The following is a 14,312-nucleotide window of genomic DNA, read 5'->3' on the forward strand; positions in this document are numbered from 1 at the left end:
GAGAGGTCTGAGAACAACCGATGGAATCCACGCAACTCGTCATCCTCGCTGGTCTCGTCATCGGCCTCGTCTACGGCGCTGTCGGCCTGCTCAGCGGCTTCTGCCTGATGAGCAGCATGCGCGGGTGGCTGGCGGAGGGTGATGGGCGACTGGTGCGGAGCTATGCGCTGGCGATTGCGGTTGCGATCGCCGCCAGCCAGCTCCTTGCCGGCAGCGGCACGGTCGATCTCGGCAAGTCGATCTATCTGCAGCCGTCGTTTTCGCCGGCGGTGCTGTTCCTCGGCGGCCTGCTGTTCGGTTACGGCATGGTGCTGTCGAACGGCTGCGGATCGCGGGCGCTGGTGCTGCTCGGCCGCGGCAATCTCCGCTCTTTCGTGGTCGTGATCGTGCTGGCGATCGCCGCGCAGATGACGCTGAAGGGCTTGATCGCGCCGGGGCGTCTCGCGCTGGTCCAGGCGACGCAAACCACGGCCGCCGCGAATTCGCTGCCGTCGTTGCTGGCGACGCTCGGCTTTACGGAATCGCTTTCGCGCGCGCTCGCCGCAGCCGCGACAATCCTCGCGTTGATCCTGTTTGCTTTCGCGCATCCGGCGTTCCGCCGCTCGCCCGGTCAGATCGTGGCGGGCATCATCGTGGGCCTTCTCGTCGCCGGTGGCTGGTTGGTCACCGGCCATCTCGGTGCCGACGACTTCAATCCGGTCCCCGTGACCTCCCTTACGTTCGTCGCGCCAATCGCCGATGCCCTGCAATACGCCATGCTCTCGACCGGGCTGACGCTCAACTTCGGCATCGCGACGGTCGTCGGCGTCTTCACTGGCAGTCTGGTGACGGCAGTCGCAACTCGCCGATTCAAGCTCGAGGGCTATTCGTCGCCACGCCACATGCTGCGCTCAGGGGCCGGCGCTGCGCTGATGGGGGTCGGCGGCGTGATGGCATTCGGCTGCTCGATCGGGCAGGGCCTCACGGGCGTGTCTACGCTCGCGCTGGGATCGTTCGTCGCGGTTGCCGGCATCCTGCTCGGCACCGCGGCAGGGCTGCGCGGTGCGCTGCGGGTTCAGCCGCTCCAGGCCGCCGAAGCCGACTCGCCGGCCGCTTGAGCTACTCCACCGCCTTGGTCACGATGCGGATCTCCGAGCTCAGCGTCCGGTGCACCGGGCACTTGTCGGCGATCTCCATCAGCTTCTTGCGCTGCTCGGCATCGAGCGCGCCGTCGACCGCGATGTCGCGCTCGATCTGGTCGAGCATGCCCTCGCGGGTCTCGCATTCCGCGCAGTCCTTGGCGTAGATCTTGGAATGCTTCAGCGTAACCGTGACGCGGTCAAGCGGAAGCGACTTGCGGTCGGCATAAAGGCGCATGGTCATGGAGGTGCAGGCACCCAAGCCGGCGAGCAGGAAATCGTACGGGCCGGGTCCGGCATCGGCGCCGCCGGCCGCGAGCGGCTCGTCCGCCACCAGATGATGTGGGCCGACCGCGATGGCCTGGTTGAATTTGCTCTTGCGGGTCTCCTGCACCACGACCTTCCGCGGCTCCTCCGGTAGATCCATCGCCTTCGCGGGCTTCGCTGCATCGACATAACGGCTCGCCCAGGCCACGATCACGTCGGCCGCATAGAGCGCGTCGGCAGGCTTGGTCAGAAGATGATCGGCATGGTCGAGCGAGACGAAGCTCTTGGGGTGTCTTGCCGCAACGAAGATCTTCGTCGCGTTGTCGATGCCGACGGTGTCGTCGACGGGCGAATGCATCACCAGCAGCGCCTTGTGCAGGCCGGTGGCGTCCTTCATCAGCGCTTGCTCGGCGATGTCGTCGAGGAATTCGCGCTTGATCCGGAACGGCCGTCCCGCGAGCGAGACTTCGACCTCGCCCTGCGCGCGGATGTCGTCGAGATGCTCCCTGAACAGGCCGGTGACGTGGGCGGGATCCGAGGGCGCCGCGATGGTGGCCACCGCTCTCGCCTCCGGAATCTGTCCCGCGGCGGCGAGGATCGCGGCGCCACCGAGGCTATGGCCGATCAGGATCGAGGGTGCCTTGCGGATGCCACGCAGATGATCGGCTGCGCGCACGAGGTCGGCAACGTTGGAGGAGAACGTCGAATTGGCGAAATCGCCTTCGCTCGAGCCGAGCCCGGTAAAGTCGAAGCGCAGCACAGCGATGCCCCTGGCCGCCAGTGCCACGGAAATCCGCTTTGCTGCCAGCGTGTCCTTGCCGCAGGTGAAGCAGTGCGCGAACAGCGCGAAAGCCGCGGGCTCGCCGTCGGGCAGCTCCAGCGCGGCCGCGAGCTGATGGCCGCCTTCGCCGGTGAATTGAAAGCGTTCCGTCGGCATGGGCTTCCCCCGTTCTTGCTCGAATTTAATCGCCCGAATAGCGCTGCTCGGCCCAGGGATCGCCGCGGTTATGGTAGCCGCGGACTTCCCAGAAGCCCGGCGCGTCCTCGGTCAGGAATTCGATGGCCTGGAGCCATTTCGCGCTCTTCCAGAAATAGAGGTGCGGCACCACCAGCCGCACCGGGCCACCATGCTCCTCCGTCAGCGGCTGGCCGGACCAGCTGTGGGCGAGCAGCGCGTCCTCGGCGGCAAAATCCTCCAGCGCGAGGTTGGTGGTGTAACCGTCGTAGGAATGCAGCACGACGAAGCGGGCATCCTCGCGCGGCTGGCAGGCCGCCAGCAGCTCACGCGTGGCGAGCCCTTCCCACTCGTTGTCATAGCGCGACCAGGTCGTGACGCAATGGATGTCCGAGGTGAACCGGGACTGCTTCTGCGCGGCGAACTCGGCAAATGTCCAGAACACGGGCACCTCGACCGCGCCATAGACGTCGAGCCGCCAGCGCTCGCGCGAGACCGGCGGGGTGACCCCGAGATCGAGCACCGGCCAGTCCTTGGTGAGGTGCTGCCCGGGTGGAAGCCGTTGATCCTCCGGCCGTGTGATCTTGCCGGTGAGAAAGCGGCCCTCGCGCGCCCATTTCTCCTTGGTGCGCGTCAGCTTGCTGTCGGATGGCGTCTGGTCGGTCATGGCCTGCTCGTGGCGATGCATGGCGGAGGCGTGCTTGGTGTCGCGCATGCCATGACAGGCCTGTCCGCTTCCTTCGCTTCGGGAAGGCTTACATCGCCTTTCCGAGCAAAAATGGCAACTGGCGTGGGCCTCGCACCGTTCCCTGTGACCAGGTCACGGTGCCTGCCGGATCGAGCCGGAAGTCGGGAATCCGCTTCAGCCATTCCTCCAGCGCCACCTGCATTTCCATGCGCGCGAGGTTGGAACCGACACAGCGGTGGATGCCGAGACCGAAGGCGGCGTGGCGATTCTCACGCCGGTCGATCACGACTTTGTCAGCGTCCGGAAACATCTTGGGGTCGCGGTTGGCGGCCGGGAAGGACAGCAGCACCATATTGCCCGGCTTGACCGGACAGCCGGACACCGTGGTCTCCTTGACCACCTCGCGCGCCATCGTCACCGGGGAATAGGCGCGCAGCAGCTCCTCCACGGCGGTCGGGATCAGCCCGGGCTCGACGATCAGCCGCTCGCGGTCGGCCGGCGTCTTCGCAAGATGCCAGAGCGAGGAGCCGATCGCGCTCCAGGTGGTGTCGATGCCGGCGATCAGCAGCAGGCGCAGCGAGCCCATCACATGGCTGTCCTCGAGCGGATTGCCGTTCTTGTCCTTGGCGTTCATCAGGTAGGAGATCAGGTCGTCGGTGGGCTTGTTCTTGCGCGCTTCGATGTGGCCGCCGAAATAGGCCGTCATCTCCTGCACGGCCTGGAGCAGCTTGCTCTCGTCCCTGATGCCGAGCTCGAGGATCATGTGGATCCAATTGATGAAAAGGTCGCTGTCGCTCTCGGGAATGCCGAGCATGTGCGCGATCGCCCGAACCGGAATGTGCTTGGTGTAGCGCGCCGCAGCGTCCACTCGCCGCTCGGCGATGAAGTCGTCGATCAGCTCGTTGCAGATGGCGCGGACCCGCGGCTCGAGCTTCTTCATCGCATCCGGCGTGAAGGGCGGCAGCAACAATTGCTTGGCCGGCTTGTGCTCGGGCGGATCGGAGGTGATCGGCGGGGCCGCGTTCCGGCTGGCGATTTCCGGCCGCACGTCACGGACGATGATGCGGCGTGAGGAGAAGTGCTCGGAGTCGTTGGCGATCTCGCGCACGGCCTGATAGGTCGTCGGAAGGTAGCAGCCGAGGAAGCGTTTCGTGTGCACCACGGGGCTTGCGGCTCGCAGCTCGTCCCAGATCGGGAAGGGGTCCTCCGTCCATTGCGGATCGGTGTGGTCGAAGTCATGGACCCAGTCGGTCACGGGCGGATGGGCGGCGGGCTGGTCGACATCGGACATGGCAGGGAATCCCTTGGCTCGTGTTCGCTGAAAGCACGCGGGGCGGCCGCGGCCGCGTTATTCCTCGATCACATCGATTGCGATTTCCGGACAGTTGGACTTCGCAAGCCAGGCCTTGTCCTCGAGCCCCGGCGGGACGGTGCCGTCGCCGGCTTCGTGCGCGTTGCCGTATTCGTCGAGCTCGAAAAGCTCCGGCGCGAGCGCCTTGCAGCGGGCATGGCCCTGGCATTTGTCCGGATCGACGTGAACCTTCAGTCGCTCTGCCATTTTCGGCTTCCTTGGTCGTGTGCGCGCGAGGGCCCGAAGGGCGGCGCGTTTCCTCATCCCGGTTTTGTTTAAGTTATATGCTATTACATTCGCGGCGGGCTTCCCCTGTCAAGCGCAAACTTATAGGCTTCGCCCCGACATGCGTTCACGACCAGCCCGCAAGCCCGAGAAGACCTACCACCATGGCGATCTCCGCGATGCGCTGATCGAGGCCGCGCTGCACGAGGCGGAGCAGGGCGGCGCCGAGGCGATCAGCATCAAGGCGCTTGCCAAGAAGCTCGGCGTCTCGCAGCCGGCGCCGTACCGGCATTTTGCCGACCGCGAGGCGCTGCTCGCCGCCGTCACCGCGGAAGCATTCCGGCAGCTCTCAGCGCTGTTGCGCGAAGCGATGGCAAAGCAATCGAAGCAATCGAAGCTCTCGCGGCTCGCACAGGCGACGCTCGATTTCGGTCTGCGCCGGAATGGCATCTACCGCTTGATGTTCGCCTCGCGCACGGTGTCCTGCGCGGCCAAGGGCAGCGAGTTGCACGCAGCGACGCGGGAGACCTTTGCGCTCGTCATCGAAGCTTTGGAAGCGCCCGCCGTGGGTTATTTGCGCGAGCGGCAGGCGCTCAAGATCTGGGCGGCGCTGCACGGGGTGGTCATGCTGGCCGAGCAGGGCCTGTTCACCGGCGAGGCGGCGCACGCCACGCGCGAGGAGCTGGTCGAGGATTTCGTCAACGAGACCAAGGCTGCGCTTGCGGTCGCGATCAAGGATGCGCGGCGTCGGACCAAGGCCGGCGCTTAAGCCTTCACCTTCAACAGCCTCATCAGCTTCTCGACCGCGCTGTCCGGCGTGGTCACGACGGGGCGGCCCGTGGCCTCGGCAACCAGCGGCGCGGTCGCGGCGATGCTGAATTGCGCCAGCGCGATGACGTCGCAATCGCGCAAGCTCCTTGAGGCGTCTGCGATCAGCCGGTCATGCGTGGCGCGGTCGCCGCGGTCGAGCGCGGCCAGTGCGCCTTCGGCAAGTTTCGGCACGATCTCGACCGAAGCGGGAAACTCGGGCGGCATCGATGCCAGCGTCGGCGGAAAGGTCGAGAGCAGGCCGATGCGCTGGCCCATGGTCACCGCCCTCTCGATCATGGCCTCGTTCGGCTTGAGCACCGGCATCGGCGCATGCGCGCGCGCGACGGCCTCGATGCAGGGGCCGAAGGCGGAGCAGGTGAACAGGATGCCATCCGCTCCCGTCGCCGCCGCGTAGTCGCCGAGCGCCAGGAAGCGTTCGGTCATGGCATCAGTGAGCGTGCCGTCGCGGGCCAGGTCTGCAGACAGGCTGTCGTCGAGCAGGTTCATCAGCCGCGCCTCGGGCCACGCCTGCGCAAACGCCGCCTCGATCGGGGCGATGGAATGTTTGAGGGCGTGGATCAGGGCGATGCGAGGGGACGTCGTCATTGAAGTTGACTACCTCGGAGGTCTCGTGCCCCGGACGCAGCGCAATGCGCAGTATTGCGCTGCAGAGCCGGGGCCCATTGTCCTTGCTGGGTCGCGGCTTTGCGCAGCAGCGTTGCACGCTGCAGCGCGTCCGGGACACAGGGCACCTTTACTTGAACGGAATGGCGTACATCAAGCCGCCTTTGCTCCAGAGGCCGTTGAGGCCGCGATCGAGCTTGAGCGGGCTCGCCTTGCCGACATTCCGCTCGAAAATCTCGCCGTAATTGCCGCCGGCCTTGATCGCCGTGACCAGCCATTTGTTGTCGAGCCCGAGTCGCGAGCCGAGATCGCCGCTGGCGCCCAGCAGCCGCTGGATCGCGGGCGTCTGCGACTTCGTCATCTCATCGACATTGGCCTGCGTGACGCCGAGCTCCTCGGCCTCGATCAGGCCGTAATGCAGCCAGGTGATGATGTCGCTCCAGACCTCGTCGCCGTTGCGGGTGAAGGGGCCGAGCGGCTCCTTGCTGATGGTCTGCGACAGCACGATATAGTCGGCCGCGTTCGGCGCTGCGGTGGTCACCGCGCCGGCGAGGGCGGAAGCGTCCTGGGTCATGGCATCACAGCGGCCGCCGAAGAAGGTCTGGTACATGGTGTCGATGCGGTCGAACACCAGCGGCTTCCAGTCGATGCCGTTGGCGCGGCCGTAATCGCCGAGCGTGACCTCGTGCGTGGTGCCCTGCGCGACGCAGACGGTGGCACCCTTGAGGTCCTTCAGCTCCTTCACGCCGAGGTCCTTCTTCACGACAAAACCCTGGCCGTCGTAGAAGTTGATCGGGCCCTGCCGCAGGCCGAGCGTTACGCCGCGCAAATAGGTCTGCGTCGAGTTGCGGTAGAGCACGTCGATCTCGCCCGATTGCAAGGCGGTGAAGCGGTTCTGTGCCGTCAACGAGACGTAGCGCACCTTGGTGGGGTCGCCGAGCACGCTCGCCGCCAGCGCGCGGCAATAATCGACGTCGAGACCCTTGTAATTGCCCTGCGAGTCCGGCGCCGAGAAGCCGGCAAAACCGGCGCTGACGCCGCACACCAGGGTGCCGCGGCTCTTCACCGTATCGAGCGTCGCCGCCGACGCCATCACCGTCGATGCCGCGAGCAGGCCCGCTGCGATAACCACTTTCCTCATACCACTCTCCCCTCAGTGATTGACACTACGCAACACGTTGTCGACGGCCGTGCCGAGCTTGTCGACGATCAGGTCGATTTCGTCCGCCGAGGCGATATAGGGCGGTGCGAGCAGCACGTGGTCGCCGCGCACACCATCGACGGTGCCGCCGCTCGGATAGCAGCCGAGCCCGTTCGCGAAGGCTTCGGCCTTGATCTTCTGGTGCAGCTTGAGCGCCGGATCGAACGCGGCGCGGCTAGCGCGATCGGCGACGAGCTCGATTGCCCAGAACAGGCCTCGGCCCCTGATGTCGCCGACATGGCGGTGATTGCCGAAACGCTCCGTCAGGCGCTGCTCGAGCTGCTTGCCGCGCTCCTTCACGCGGTCGAGCAGACCGTCGTCGCGGATCACATCCTGCACCGCGAGCGCGGCGGCGCAGGCGAGGGGGTGTGCCAGATAAGTGTGGCCGTGCTGAAATGCGCCCGAGCCCGAGCGGATGGCGTCGATGATCTTGCCGCTTGCGAGCATGGCCCCGATCGGCTGATAGCCGCCACCGAGCCCCTTTGCGATTGCCTGGATATCGGGTGCGACACCTTCCTGCTCCCAGGCATGCGTCGTGCCGGTGCGGCCCATGCCGCACATGACCTCGTCGAGAATGAGCAGCGCACCGTGCCGGTCGCAGATCTCGCGCACCGCATTGAAGTAGCCGTCCGGGGCGGTCACGGCGCCGGCGGTGGCGCCGACGACGGGCTCGGCGAGGAAGGCCGCCACGGTGTCGGAGCCGAGCCGCTGGAACTCGGCTTCGAGCTCGGCGGCGAGGCGCGCGACGAACTGCGCATCCGACTCGCCCTCGCGCTTCTCGTGATAGGCGAACGCCGGCGTGACGTGGCTGAAAGCGCTCGACAGCAGCGGCGCATAGGGCGCGCGACGCCAGGCATTGCCCCCGGCGGCGAGCGCGCCGAGCGTGTTGCCGTGATAGCTCTGCCGCCGCGCGATGAAATGCTGCCGCTGCGGCTGGCCGCGCTCGATGAAATATTGCCGCGCCAGCTTGATGCTGGCTTCGATCGCCTCCGATCCGCCGCTGACGAAATAGGCGTAGGCGAGACCGCCGGGCTCATGCCCGACCAGCCGCTCGGCCAGCGCTTCGGCCGGCTCGGAAGAGAAGAAGGCGGTGTGGGCATAGGCCAGCGTCGAGGCCTGGCTGGCCATCGCCGCGATCACGCGCGGATGCTGGTGGCCGAGGCAGGAGACCGCCGCGCCGCCGGAGGCATCGATGATGCGACGCCCGTCCTCGGCGAAGAGATAAACGCCTTCGCCGCCGATCGCCTTGGGCGGCGTTTCGCGCAGCGAGCGATGCAGCACGCGGCTGGTGCGGGTGCTCATGGGTCAACCTTTCTCCGAGACGTAGGTGGAGGCAGCACTGAGCCGCACCTCGGTATTTTCCAGACGCTTCTTCGCGGCGGCGCCGCCGAGCGAGAACGTGACCGCCGCGAGCGACTGCGCGATCGCGATCGCGCCGGTGAGGCTGGGGAAAAAGCCGGGCGAGGAGGCCGCCTCGAACAGCAGCACGTGATCGGCGCCCTCGGCCATCGGTGCCGCGAGGCTGTCCGCGATCGCGACCAGCGTTGCGCCGCTGCGATGAGCGGCCTGCGCGACGCGGACGCTGGCATGGGTGTAGGGCAGGAAGCCGATGACGATGACGGCTTCTTCGGGCCGGAACGCGCCGAGATCGAGATCATCAGGCCCGGACGTGCCCACGAGCTGCACCTGTTCGGGCCGGAACAGGCGCAGCTCATAATTCAGGAGCTCCGCGACGCTGCGGCAGCTGCGGTAGCCCGCGATCCAGATCCGCTTGGCCTCGTGCAGCGCGCGCGCCGCTTCCGCGATCGGCTGGGCCGGGATGCGTGGAAGGCCCGCGGCCTCGGCCTCGAGCTTGTCGATGACGAGCGTAACATCGGCGTTCGGCCCGTGACGGCGGCCTCTTGTGCGGCCGGAGAAGGGCGCGGTCTGCGATGGCCGGCGCGCCTCGGTCAGCGCCGCGCGCAGCTCGTCCCATCCGGAATAGCCGATCGCCTTCGCAAGCCGCGTGAACGCGGCGGGATCGGCGCCGGCTTCCGCCGCGAGATCGCGCATCGAACGTGTGGTGGCGTCGTAATCATTGGCGGCGACGAAACGGCCGACCTCCTGCAAGCGCAGGGGGAGCGATGGCAATGCGATGCGCAGTTCGCTCAGGGGCGAGGATTTCGCGGGCTCGGCCATGAAACATTTGTTGCATGAATTTCAGTTCGGTGCAACACTTGACGTGCGTCGCCGGAAATCGCTGCATTTGAAGAAGGATTTTTGTGCTGTGACCGCCGATCATCCCAGAGCACCGCCGCGTCGCCGCTTCGTGCTCGGGCGCAACGAATTGAAGGGCCTGTTCTGGCAGGTCTTGGTGGTCGGCATCGCGGTCGGGGTGATCGCCTTCCTCTGGTCCAACACCGTTACCAATCTCTCGGCGCGGCGCATCACCACCGGCTTCGCCTTTCTCGGCCGCGAGGCCGGCATGCCGATTGCCGACAGCCTGCTCGCCTACAATCCGAGGGATAGTTATCTCTGGGCCTTCGTCGTCGGCGTCGCCAACACCTTGCGCGTAGCCGTGATCGGCATCGTGCTCGCAACGGTCCTGGGCACGCTGATCGGGATCTCGCGGCTGTCGGCCAACTGGCTGTTGTCGCGGCTTGCGGCGGTCTATGTCGAAACGCTCCGCGACATCCCGCTGCTGCTGCAGCTGCTGTTCTGGTACGTGCTGATGCAGGCGCTGCCGGCTGCACGCGCCGCGTGGCGGCCCGTCGAGGGCGTGTTCCTGTCCAATCGCGGCCTGATCCCTGCCGGCGATGCCGTTCGGGCCGCCGCAGCTCACGGTGCTCGGCACCGCGCTGCTGGGCTGCGCGGTGTTCTTCCTCTTCCGTCGGTGGCTGGTCGCGCAGCAGATGCGCGACGGCAAGCCGCGGCCCGTCTGGCCGTCTGCGCTCGGCCTCATCGTCGCGGTGCCGGCCGCGGTCTCGCTGGTGCTCGGCGTGTCCTGGACCATCGAGTGGCCGCAGCTGCGCGGCTTCAATTTCGTCGGCGGGCTGACGCTCGCGCCGGAATATTTCGCGCTGCTGATCGCACTGGTGACCTACACCTCGGCCTTCATCGCAGAGATCGTGCGCAGCGGCATCCAGTCCGTGCCGCGCGGCCAGTGGGATGCCGCCAACGCGCTCGGCCTGCGCCGCAGCTTCATGCTGCGGCAGATCATCCTGCCGCAGGCGCTGCGCGTCATCGTGCCGCCGATGACGAGCCAGTATCTCAACCTGACCAAGAACTCCTCGCTCGCGGTCGCGATCGGCTACCAGGACGTCGTCTCGATCGCCAACACCACGCTGAACCAGACCGGGCAGGCGATCGAAGCAATCGCGCTGATCATGGCGGTGTTCCTGACCATCAGCCTGTCCATCAGCTTCTTCATGAACTGGTACAATTCGCGTATCGCGCTGGTGGAGCGCTGATCATGACGGCCATCACCGACATGCCGGAGGCGCCCCGAGCTGCCCGCCGTCCGCAGCCTGGCAATCCGGTGCTGCACTGGCTGCGCAAGAACCTGTTCTCCTCGATCCCGAATGGGATCCTCACCGTCCTGCTGCTGGCGCTGCTCGCCAAGGGTATTTTCAGCTTCGTGCAATGGGGTATCGCCAACGCGGTCTGGCTGACGCCCACAAACGATTCCAGCGCCTGTCGCGCCGCGCGCGGCCTCGGCGCCTGCTGGGCCATCATCCCCGAAAAGTACCGCTTCATCCTGTTCGGCACCTATCCGTTCGACGAGCAGTGGCGGCCGGCGCTATCGGTCGTGCTGTTCATTGCGCTGTACACCCTCTCGACCCGCCGCGCGCTGTGGCGGCGCGAGCTGGTCTATCTCTGGATCGGTGCACTGGCGCTGATCAGCGTGCTGATGTGGGGCGGCGTGTTCGGCCTGTCCTTCGTCTCGCAGGATCGCTGGGGCGGCTTGCCGGTCACGCTGATCCTGGCGACGTTCGGCCTCGCCTTCGGCTTTCCGCTCGGCATCCTGGTCGCGCTCGGCCGGCGCTCAAAACTGCCGGCGATCCGCTCGCTCAGCGTGCTCTATGTCGAGCTGATCCGTGGCGTGCCGCTGGTGAGCCTGCTGTTCATGGCCAGCGTGATGTTTCCGCTGTTCATGCCGGCCGGATTCAACATCGACAAGCTGCTGCGCGCGCAGATCGCGATCATCCTGTTCGCCGGCGCCTACCTCGCCGAAGTGATCCGCGGCGGGCTCCAGGCGGTGCCGCGTGGGCAATATGAAGCCGCCGATGCGCTCGGCCTGTCATACTGGCGCAAGCACCGGCTGATCATCCTGCCGCAGGCGATCCGCCACGTCATCCCGCCGCTGGTCAACACCTTCATCGCCTTCTTCAAGGACACCAGCTTGGTGCTGATCATCGGCATATTCGACCTGCTGACGACGGCCAAGACCGCGATCATCGATCCCGCCTGGCAGCAGTTTTCCGTCGAAGTCTATATCTTCGTTGCCGCGATCTACTTCGTCTTCTGCTTTGCGATGTCGCGCTACAGCCGGAGCCTGGAGGCGACGCGCGGGAAGTGAGGCCTCGTGTCCCGGACAAGGTGCAGCGCTTCAGCGCTGCGCCGCAGAGCCGGGACCCAGGGCTGCAGGGGAGGTCGCGGAGAGATGGGCCCCGGCTCTGCAGCGCAACGCTGAAGAAGCGCTGCACTGCGTCCGGGGCACGAGAGCGCGGCTAGTTCTTCACCTTCGGATCGATCGGCGTCGTCGCGCGCAGGCCCAGGATATCCTCCAGCACCTTCGCCCCGGCAATCACCTGCGCATCGGCATGCGGCGCGCCGACGACCTGCACACCGACCGGCAGGCCCGTCGCCGTGAAGCCGCACGGCAGCGACAGCGAGGGGCAGCAGGCCAGCGTGATGGCGTAGACGATGCCGAGCCACTCGACGTAATTGTCGAACCTCTTGCCGGCGCATTCGGCGACATAGCGATGCTCGATCGGAAAGGGCGGCACGATCGTGGTCGGCGTCAGCAGCAGATCGTAGCTCTTGAAGAACTCGACCGCCCGCGCCGTCATGCCGACGCGCTGCGCCTCGGCGCGCGCGAGCTGCTCGACCGTGAGCTTGAGGCCTTCCTCGATGTTCCAGATCACCTCGGGCTTGAGCAGGTCGCGCTTGGTGCGCAGCAGATTGGCCTTGGTGATCGCGAAATCGAAGGCGCGCAGCACGTGGAAGCATTCATGCGCCTCGCGCCAGTCCGGATGCGCCTCCTCGACGATGGCGCCCGCCTCCGCGAAACGTTCGGCTGCCTTGCGCGTGATCGCCTTCACTTCGGGATCGACCGGCGTGATACCGAGATCGGGCGAATAGGCGATGCGCTTCGGCCTCTTGCCCGCCTGGGCCGCCGACAGGAACGAGGTTGCCGGAGCCGGCAGCGACAGCGGATCGTCGGCATAGTCGCCGCTCATGGCATCCAGCAGCAGCGCGAGATCCTCGACGTTGCGCGCCATCGGGCCGACCACGCCGAGATTGCGATCGATGCCGGACTTCGGAGTATGCGCGACGCGGCCGATGCTCGGCCGCATGCCGACGACGCCGCAGAAGGCCGCGGGGCTGCGCAACGACCCGCCCATGTCGGAGCCCTGGGCGAGCCAAGCCATGCCGGTCGCCAGTGCCACCGCCGCGCCGCCGGAGGAGCCTGCGGCCGATTTCCTCGTATCCCAGGGATTGAGCGTCGCGCCGAACACCTCGTTGAACGTGTTGGCGCCGGCGCCGAATTCCGGCGTGTTCGACTTGGCGTAGACGACCGCGCCGTTGGCCTCGAGGTTCTCGACCATGAGGTCGGACTTCGCGGGGATGTTGTCCTTGAAGATCGGCGAGCCCTGCGTGTTCAACACGCCCGCGACATCGGTCAAATCCTTGATCGGAACCGGCAGCCCGGCGAGCAGTCCGCGCGCACCCGCCGGCTTCTGCATAAGTGTCTTCGCGCTCTCCCGCGCGCGATCGAAGCACAGCGTCGGCAGCGCGTTGACCTTGCCGTCGACCTGCTTGATGCGCTTCTCCAGCACGTCCAAGAGCTCGAGCGGCGAGACGTCGCCGGAGCGCAGCTTGTCGACGACGGTGCAGGCGGTTTCGCGGATCAGATCTTGGGACAATTAGCTTACTCCTGTGCTTATTCGCAGCTCGTCATTGCGAGGAGCGAAGCGACGAAGCAATCCAGACTGGTTGCTACAGAGGCATTCCTGGATTGCTTCGCTGCGCTCGCAATGACGAGGATAATGTTATCCCCACCCCGCGCTGATGCCGCCGTCGACCGTGTAGATCACGCCCGAGGTATAGCCGGCGCGATCCGAGGCGAGGAACGCCATGAGGTCGCCGATCTCGCGCGCGTGCGCGGGCCTGCCGAGCGGCAGGCTCTTCTGGAATTCCTTGTAGCGGCCTTCGTCGCCGAACTGGTGCCTGGCCCGCGTCTTCAGCAGGGTGACGTGGCGGTCGGTGCCGACGGGGCCGGGATTGATGCCGACGACGCGGATGTTGTCGGCGAGGCTCTTGCCGCCGAGCGCCCGGGTGAACGCCATCAGCGCCGCATTGCCGGCGCTGCCGCAGATGTAGTTGGCGTCGAACTTTTCGCCGGCCGCGCCGATGTCGTTGACGATGACGCCGCCGCCCCTGGCTTTCATCTGCGCGTATATGTAGCGCGTCAGGTTGATATAGCCGAACACCTTCAATTCCCAGGCGTGCCGCCAGGCCGCCTCGTCGATCTTGTCGATCGAGCCGCCGGGGATGTCGCCGGCATTGTTGACGAGCACGTCGATGTCGGCGGCTTCTTTCGCCAGCCGGGCCACGTCGTCCTCCTTGCGCAGATCGACGATGCTCGTTGCGGCGTCGATCTGGTGCGCGGCGCGCAAGCGGTCGGCCAGCGCCTTGAGCTGATCGCCGCTGCGCGCCGCGAGGAGGAGATGCGCGCCTTCCTCGGCGAAGGCCTCGGCAGCGGCTGCGCCAATGCCCTTGGACGCGCCGGTGATCAGGACGCGCTTGCCGCGCAGATGCAGATCCATGGGGGTACTCGTTCGTGGGAACAGGATCAAATCAGTAGGCGC

The 14,312-nt window shown here is 66.5% G+C and carries 13 protein-coding genes and 1 pseudogene; 4 read left to right on the forward strand and 10 right to left on the reverse strand.

Features of this window, described 5'->3' with window-relative positions; genetic code table 11:
• Positions 1-20 precede the first annotated feature (20 nt).
• Positions 21-1,097: a YeeE/YedE family protein gene (locus tag AB7M16_RS31460; RefSeq protein ID WP_453946314.1), complete on the forward strand. Its 1,077-nt coding sequence runs from the start codon at positions 21-23 to the stop codon at positions 1,095-1,097.
• 1 nt (position 1,098) lies between these two features.
• On the opposite strand, the gene AB7M16_RS31465 is transcribed toward AB7M16_RS31460, so the two are convergent.
• From AB7M16_RS31465 to AB7M16_RS31480, 4 genes are all read right to left on the reverse strand, one after another.
• A complete protein-coding gene (locus AB7M16_RS31465) occupies positions 1,099-2,322 on the reverse strand; it encodes a bifunctional alpha/beta hydrolase/OsmC family protein (protein WP_453946315.1) in 1,224 nt (407 codons plus the stop codon).
• A gap of 25 nt (positions 2,323-2,347) precedes the next feature.
• Positions 2,348-3,007 carry a sulfite oxidase-like oxidoreductase gene (locus tag AB7M16_RS31470; RefSeq protein WP_212254920.1) on the reverse strand — a complete coding sequence of 220 codons (660 nt, stop codon included), beginning with the start codon at positions 3,005-3,007 and terminating at the stop codon, positions 2,348-2,350.
• A gap of 88 nt (positions 3,008-3,095) precedes the next feature.
• Positions 3,096-4,319, reverse strand: coding sequence for a cytochrome P450 (locus AB7M16_RS31475; protein WP_453946317.1), 1,224 nt, complete (start codon positions 4,317-4,319; stop codon positions 3,096-3,098).
• Between the two features lie 57 nt (positions 4,320-4,376).
• Positions 4,377-4,586, reverse strand: coding sequence for a ferredoxin (locus tag AB7M16_RS31480; RefSeq protein ID WP_018648108.1), 210 nt, complete (start codon positions 4,584-4,586; stop codon positions 4,377-4,379).
• Positions 4,587-4,725: 139 nt separating this feature from the next.
• On the opposite strand from AB7M16_RS31480, the gene AB7M16_RS31485 reads away from it, so the two are divergent.
• Complete coding sequence (locus tag AB7M16_RS31485) at positions 4,726-5,373, forward strand: TetR family transcriptional regulator (RefSeq protein ID WP_439363816.1); 648 nt, start codon at positions 4,726-4,728, stop codon at positions 5,371-5,373.
• On the opposite strand, the gene AB7M16_RS31490 is transcribed toward AB7M16_RS31485, so the two are convergent.
• From AB7M16_RS31490 to AB7M16_RS31505, 4 genes are all read right to left on the reverse strand, one after another.
• Positions 5,370-6,020: an aspartate/glutamate racemase family protein gene (locus AB7M16_RS31490; protein WP_453946318.1), complete on the reverse strand. Its 651-nt coding sequence runs from the start codon at positions 6,018-6,020 to the stop codon at positions 5,370-5,372. The two genes, AB7M16_RS31485 and AB7M16_RS31490, sit on opposite strands and share 4 nt — an antisense overlap.
• Before the next feature lie 148 nt (positions 6,021-6,168).
• Positions 6,169-7,179 (reverse strand): amino acid ABC transporter substrate-binding protein, encoded by a 1,011-nt coding sequence (locus tag AB7M16_RS31495; RefSeq protein WP_453946319.1) that lies wholly within the window; start codon positions 7,177-7,179, stop codon positions 6,169-6,171.
• 12 nt (positions 7,180-7,191) lie between these two features.
• Positions 7,192-8,541 (reverse strand): aspartate aminotransferase family protein, encoded by a 1,350-nt coding sequence (locus AB7M16_RS31500; protein WP_453946320.1) that lies wholly within the window; start codon positions 8,539-8,541, stop codon positions 7,192-7,194.
• A 3-nt stretch (positions 8,542-8,544) separates the two neighbouring features.
• The gene (locus tag AB7M16_RS31505) at positions 8,545-9,417 is read right to left on the reverse strand and encodes a MurR/RpiR family transcriptional regulator (protein ID WP_453946322.1); all 873 of its coding nucleotides are present in this window, start codon (positions 9,415-9,417) and stop codon (positions 8,545-8,547) included.
• An 88-nt stretch (positions 9,418-9,505) separates the two neighbouring features.
• Between AB7M16_RS31505 and AB7M16_RS31510 the strand changes: the two are divergent.
• Both AB7M16_RS31510 and AB7M16_RS31515 read left to right on the forward strand, forming a co-directional pair.
• A pseudogene (locus tag AB7M16_RS31510) lies at positions 9,506-10,688 on the forward strand (amino acid ABC transporter permease).
• Positions 10,689-10,690: 2 nt separating this feature from the next.
• Complete coding sequence (locus AB7M16_RS31515) at positions 10,691-11,797, forward strand: amino acid ABC transporter permease (protein ID WP_453946324.1); 1,107 nt, start codon at positions 10,691-10,693, stop codon at positions 11,795-11,797.
• A 151-nt stretch (positions 11,798-11,948) separates the two neighbouring features.
• Here the strand turns inward: AB7M16_RS31515 and AB7M16_RS31520 are convergent, their stop codons facing one another.
• Positions 11,949-13,367: an amidase gene (locus tag AB7M16_RS31520; protein WP_453946325.1), complete on the reverse strand. Its 1,419-nt coding sequence runs from the start codon at positions 13,365-13,367 to the stop codon at positions 11,949-11,951.
• Between the two features lie 126 nt (positions 13,368-13,493).
• The gene (locus AB7M16_RS31525; RefSeq protein ID WP_453946326.1) at positions 13,494-14,270 is read right to left on the reverse strand and encodes an SDR family oxidoreductase; all 777 of its coding nucleotides are present in this window, start codon (positions 14,268-14,270) and stop codon (positions 13,494-13,496) included.
• Between the last annotated feature and the right edge of the window lie 42 nt (positions 14,271-14,312).

The sequence above is a fragment of the Bradyrhizobium sp. USDA 372 genome (assembly GCF_053629095.1).

Coding starts and splice junctions, on each gene's coding strand:
- AB7M16_RS31465 (WP_453946315.1), bottom strand. CDS start 2,322: ATGCCGACGGAACGCTTTCAATTCACCGGCGAAGGCGGCCATCAGCTC.
- AB7M16_RS31525 (WP_453946326.1), bottom strand. CDS start 14,270: ATGGATCTGCATCTGCGCGGCAAGCGCGTCCTGATCACCGGCGCGTCC.
- AB7M16_RS31515 (WP_453946324.1), top strand. CDS start 10,691: ATGACGGCCATCACCGACATGCCGGAGGCGCCCCGAGCTGCCCGCCGT.
- AB7M16_RS31460 (WP_453946314.1), top strand. CDS start 21: ATGGAATCCACGCAACTCGTCATCCTCGCTGGTCTCGTCATCGGCCTC.
- AB7M16_RS31470 (WP_212254920.1), bottom strand. CDS start 3,007: ATGACCGACCAGACGCCATCCGACAGCAAGCTGACGCGCACCAAGGAG.
- AB7M16_RS31485 (WP_439363816.1), top strand. CDS start 4,726: ATGCGTTCACGACCAGCCCGCAAGCCCGAGAAGACCTACCACCATGGC.
- AB7M16_RS31490 (WP_453946318.1), bottom strand. CDS start 6,020: ATGACGACGTCCCCTCGCATCGCCCTGATCCACGCCCTCAAACATTCC.
- AB7M16_RS31475 (WP_453946317.1), bottom strand. CDS start 4,319: ATGTCCGATGTCGACCAGCCCGCCGCCCATCCGCCCGTGACCGACTGG.
- AB7M16_RS31480 (WP_018648108.1), bottom strand. CDS start 4,586: ATGGCAGAGCGACTGAAGGTTCACGTCGATCCGGACAAATGCCAGGGC.
- AB7M16_RS31495 (WP_453946319.1), bottom strand. CDS start 7,179: ATGAGGAAAGTGGTTATCGCAGCGGGCCTGCTCGCGGCATCGACGGTG.
- AB7M16_RS31500 (WP_453946320.1), bottom strand. CDS start 8,541: ATGAGCACCCGCACCAGCCGCGTGCTGCATCGCTCGCTGCGCGAAACG.
- AB7M16_RS31505 (WP_453946322.1), bottom strand. CDS start 9,417: ATGGCCGAGCCCGCGAAATCCTCGCCCCTGAGCGAACTGCGCATCGCA.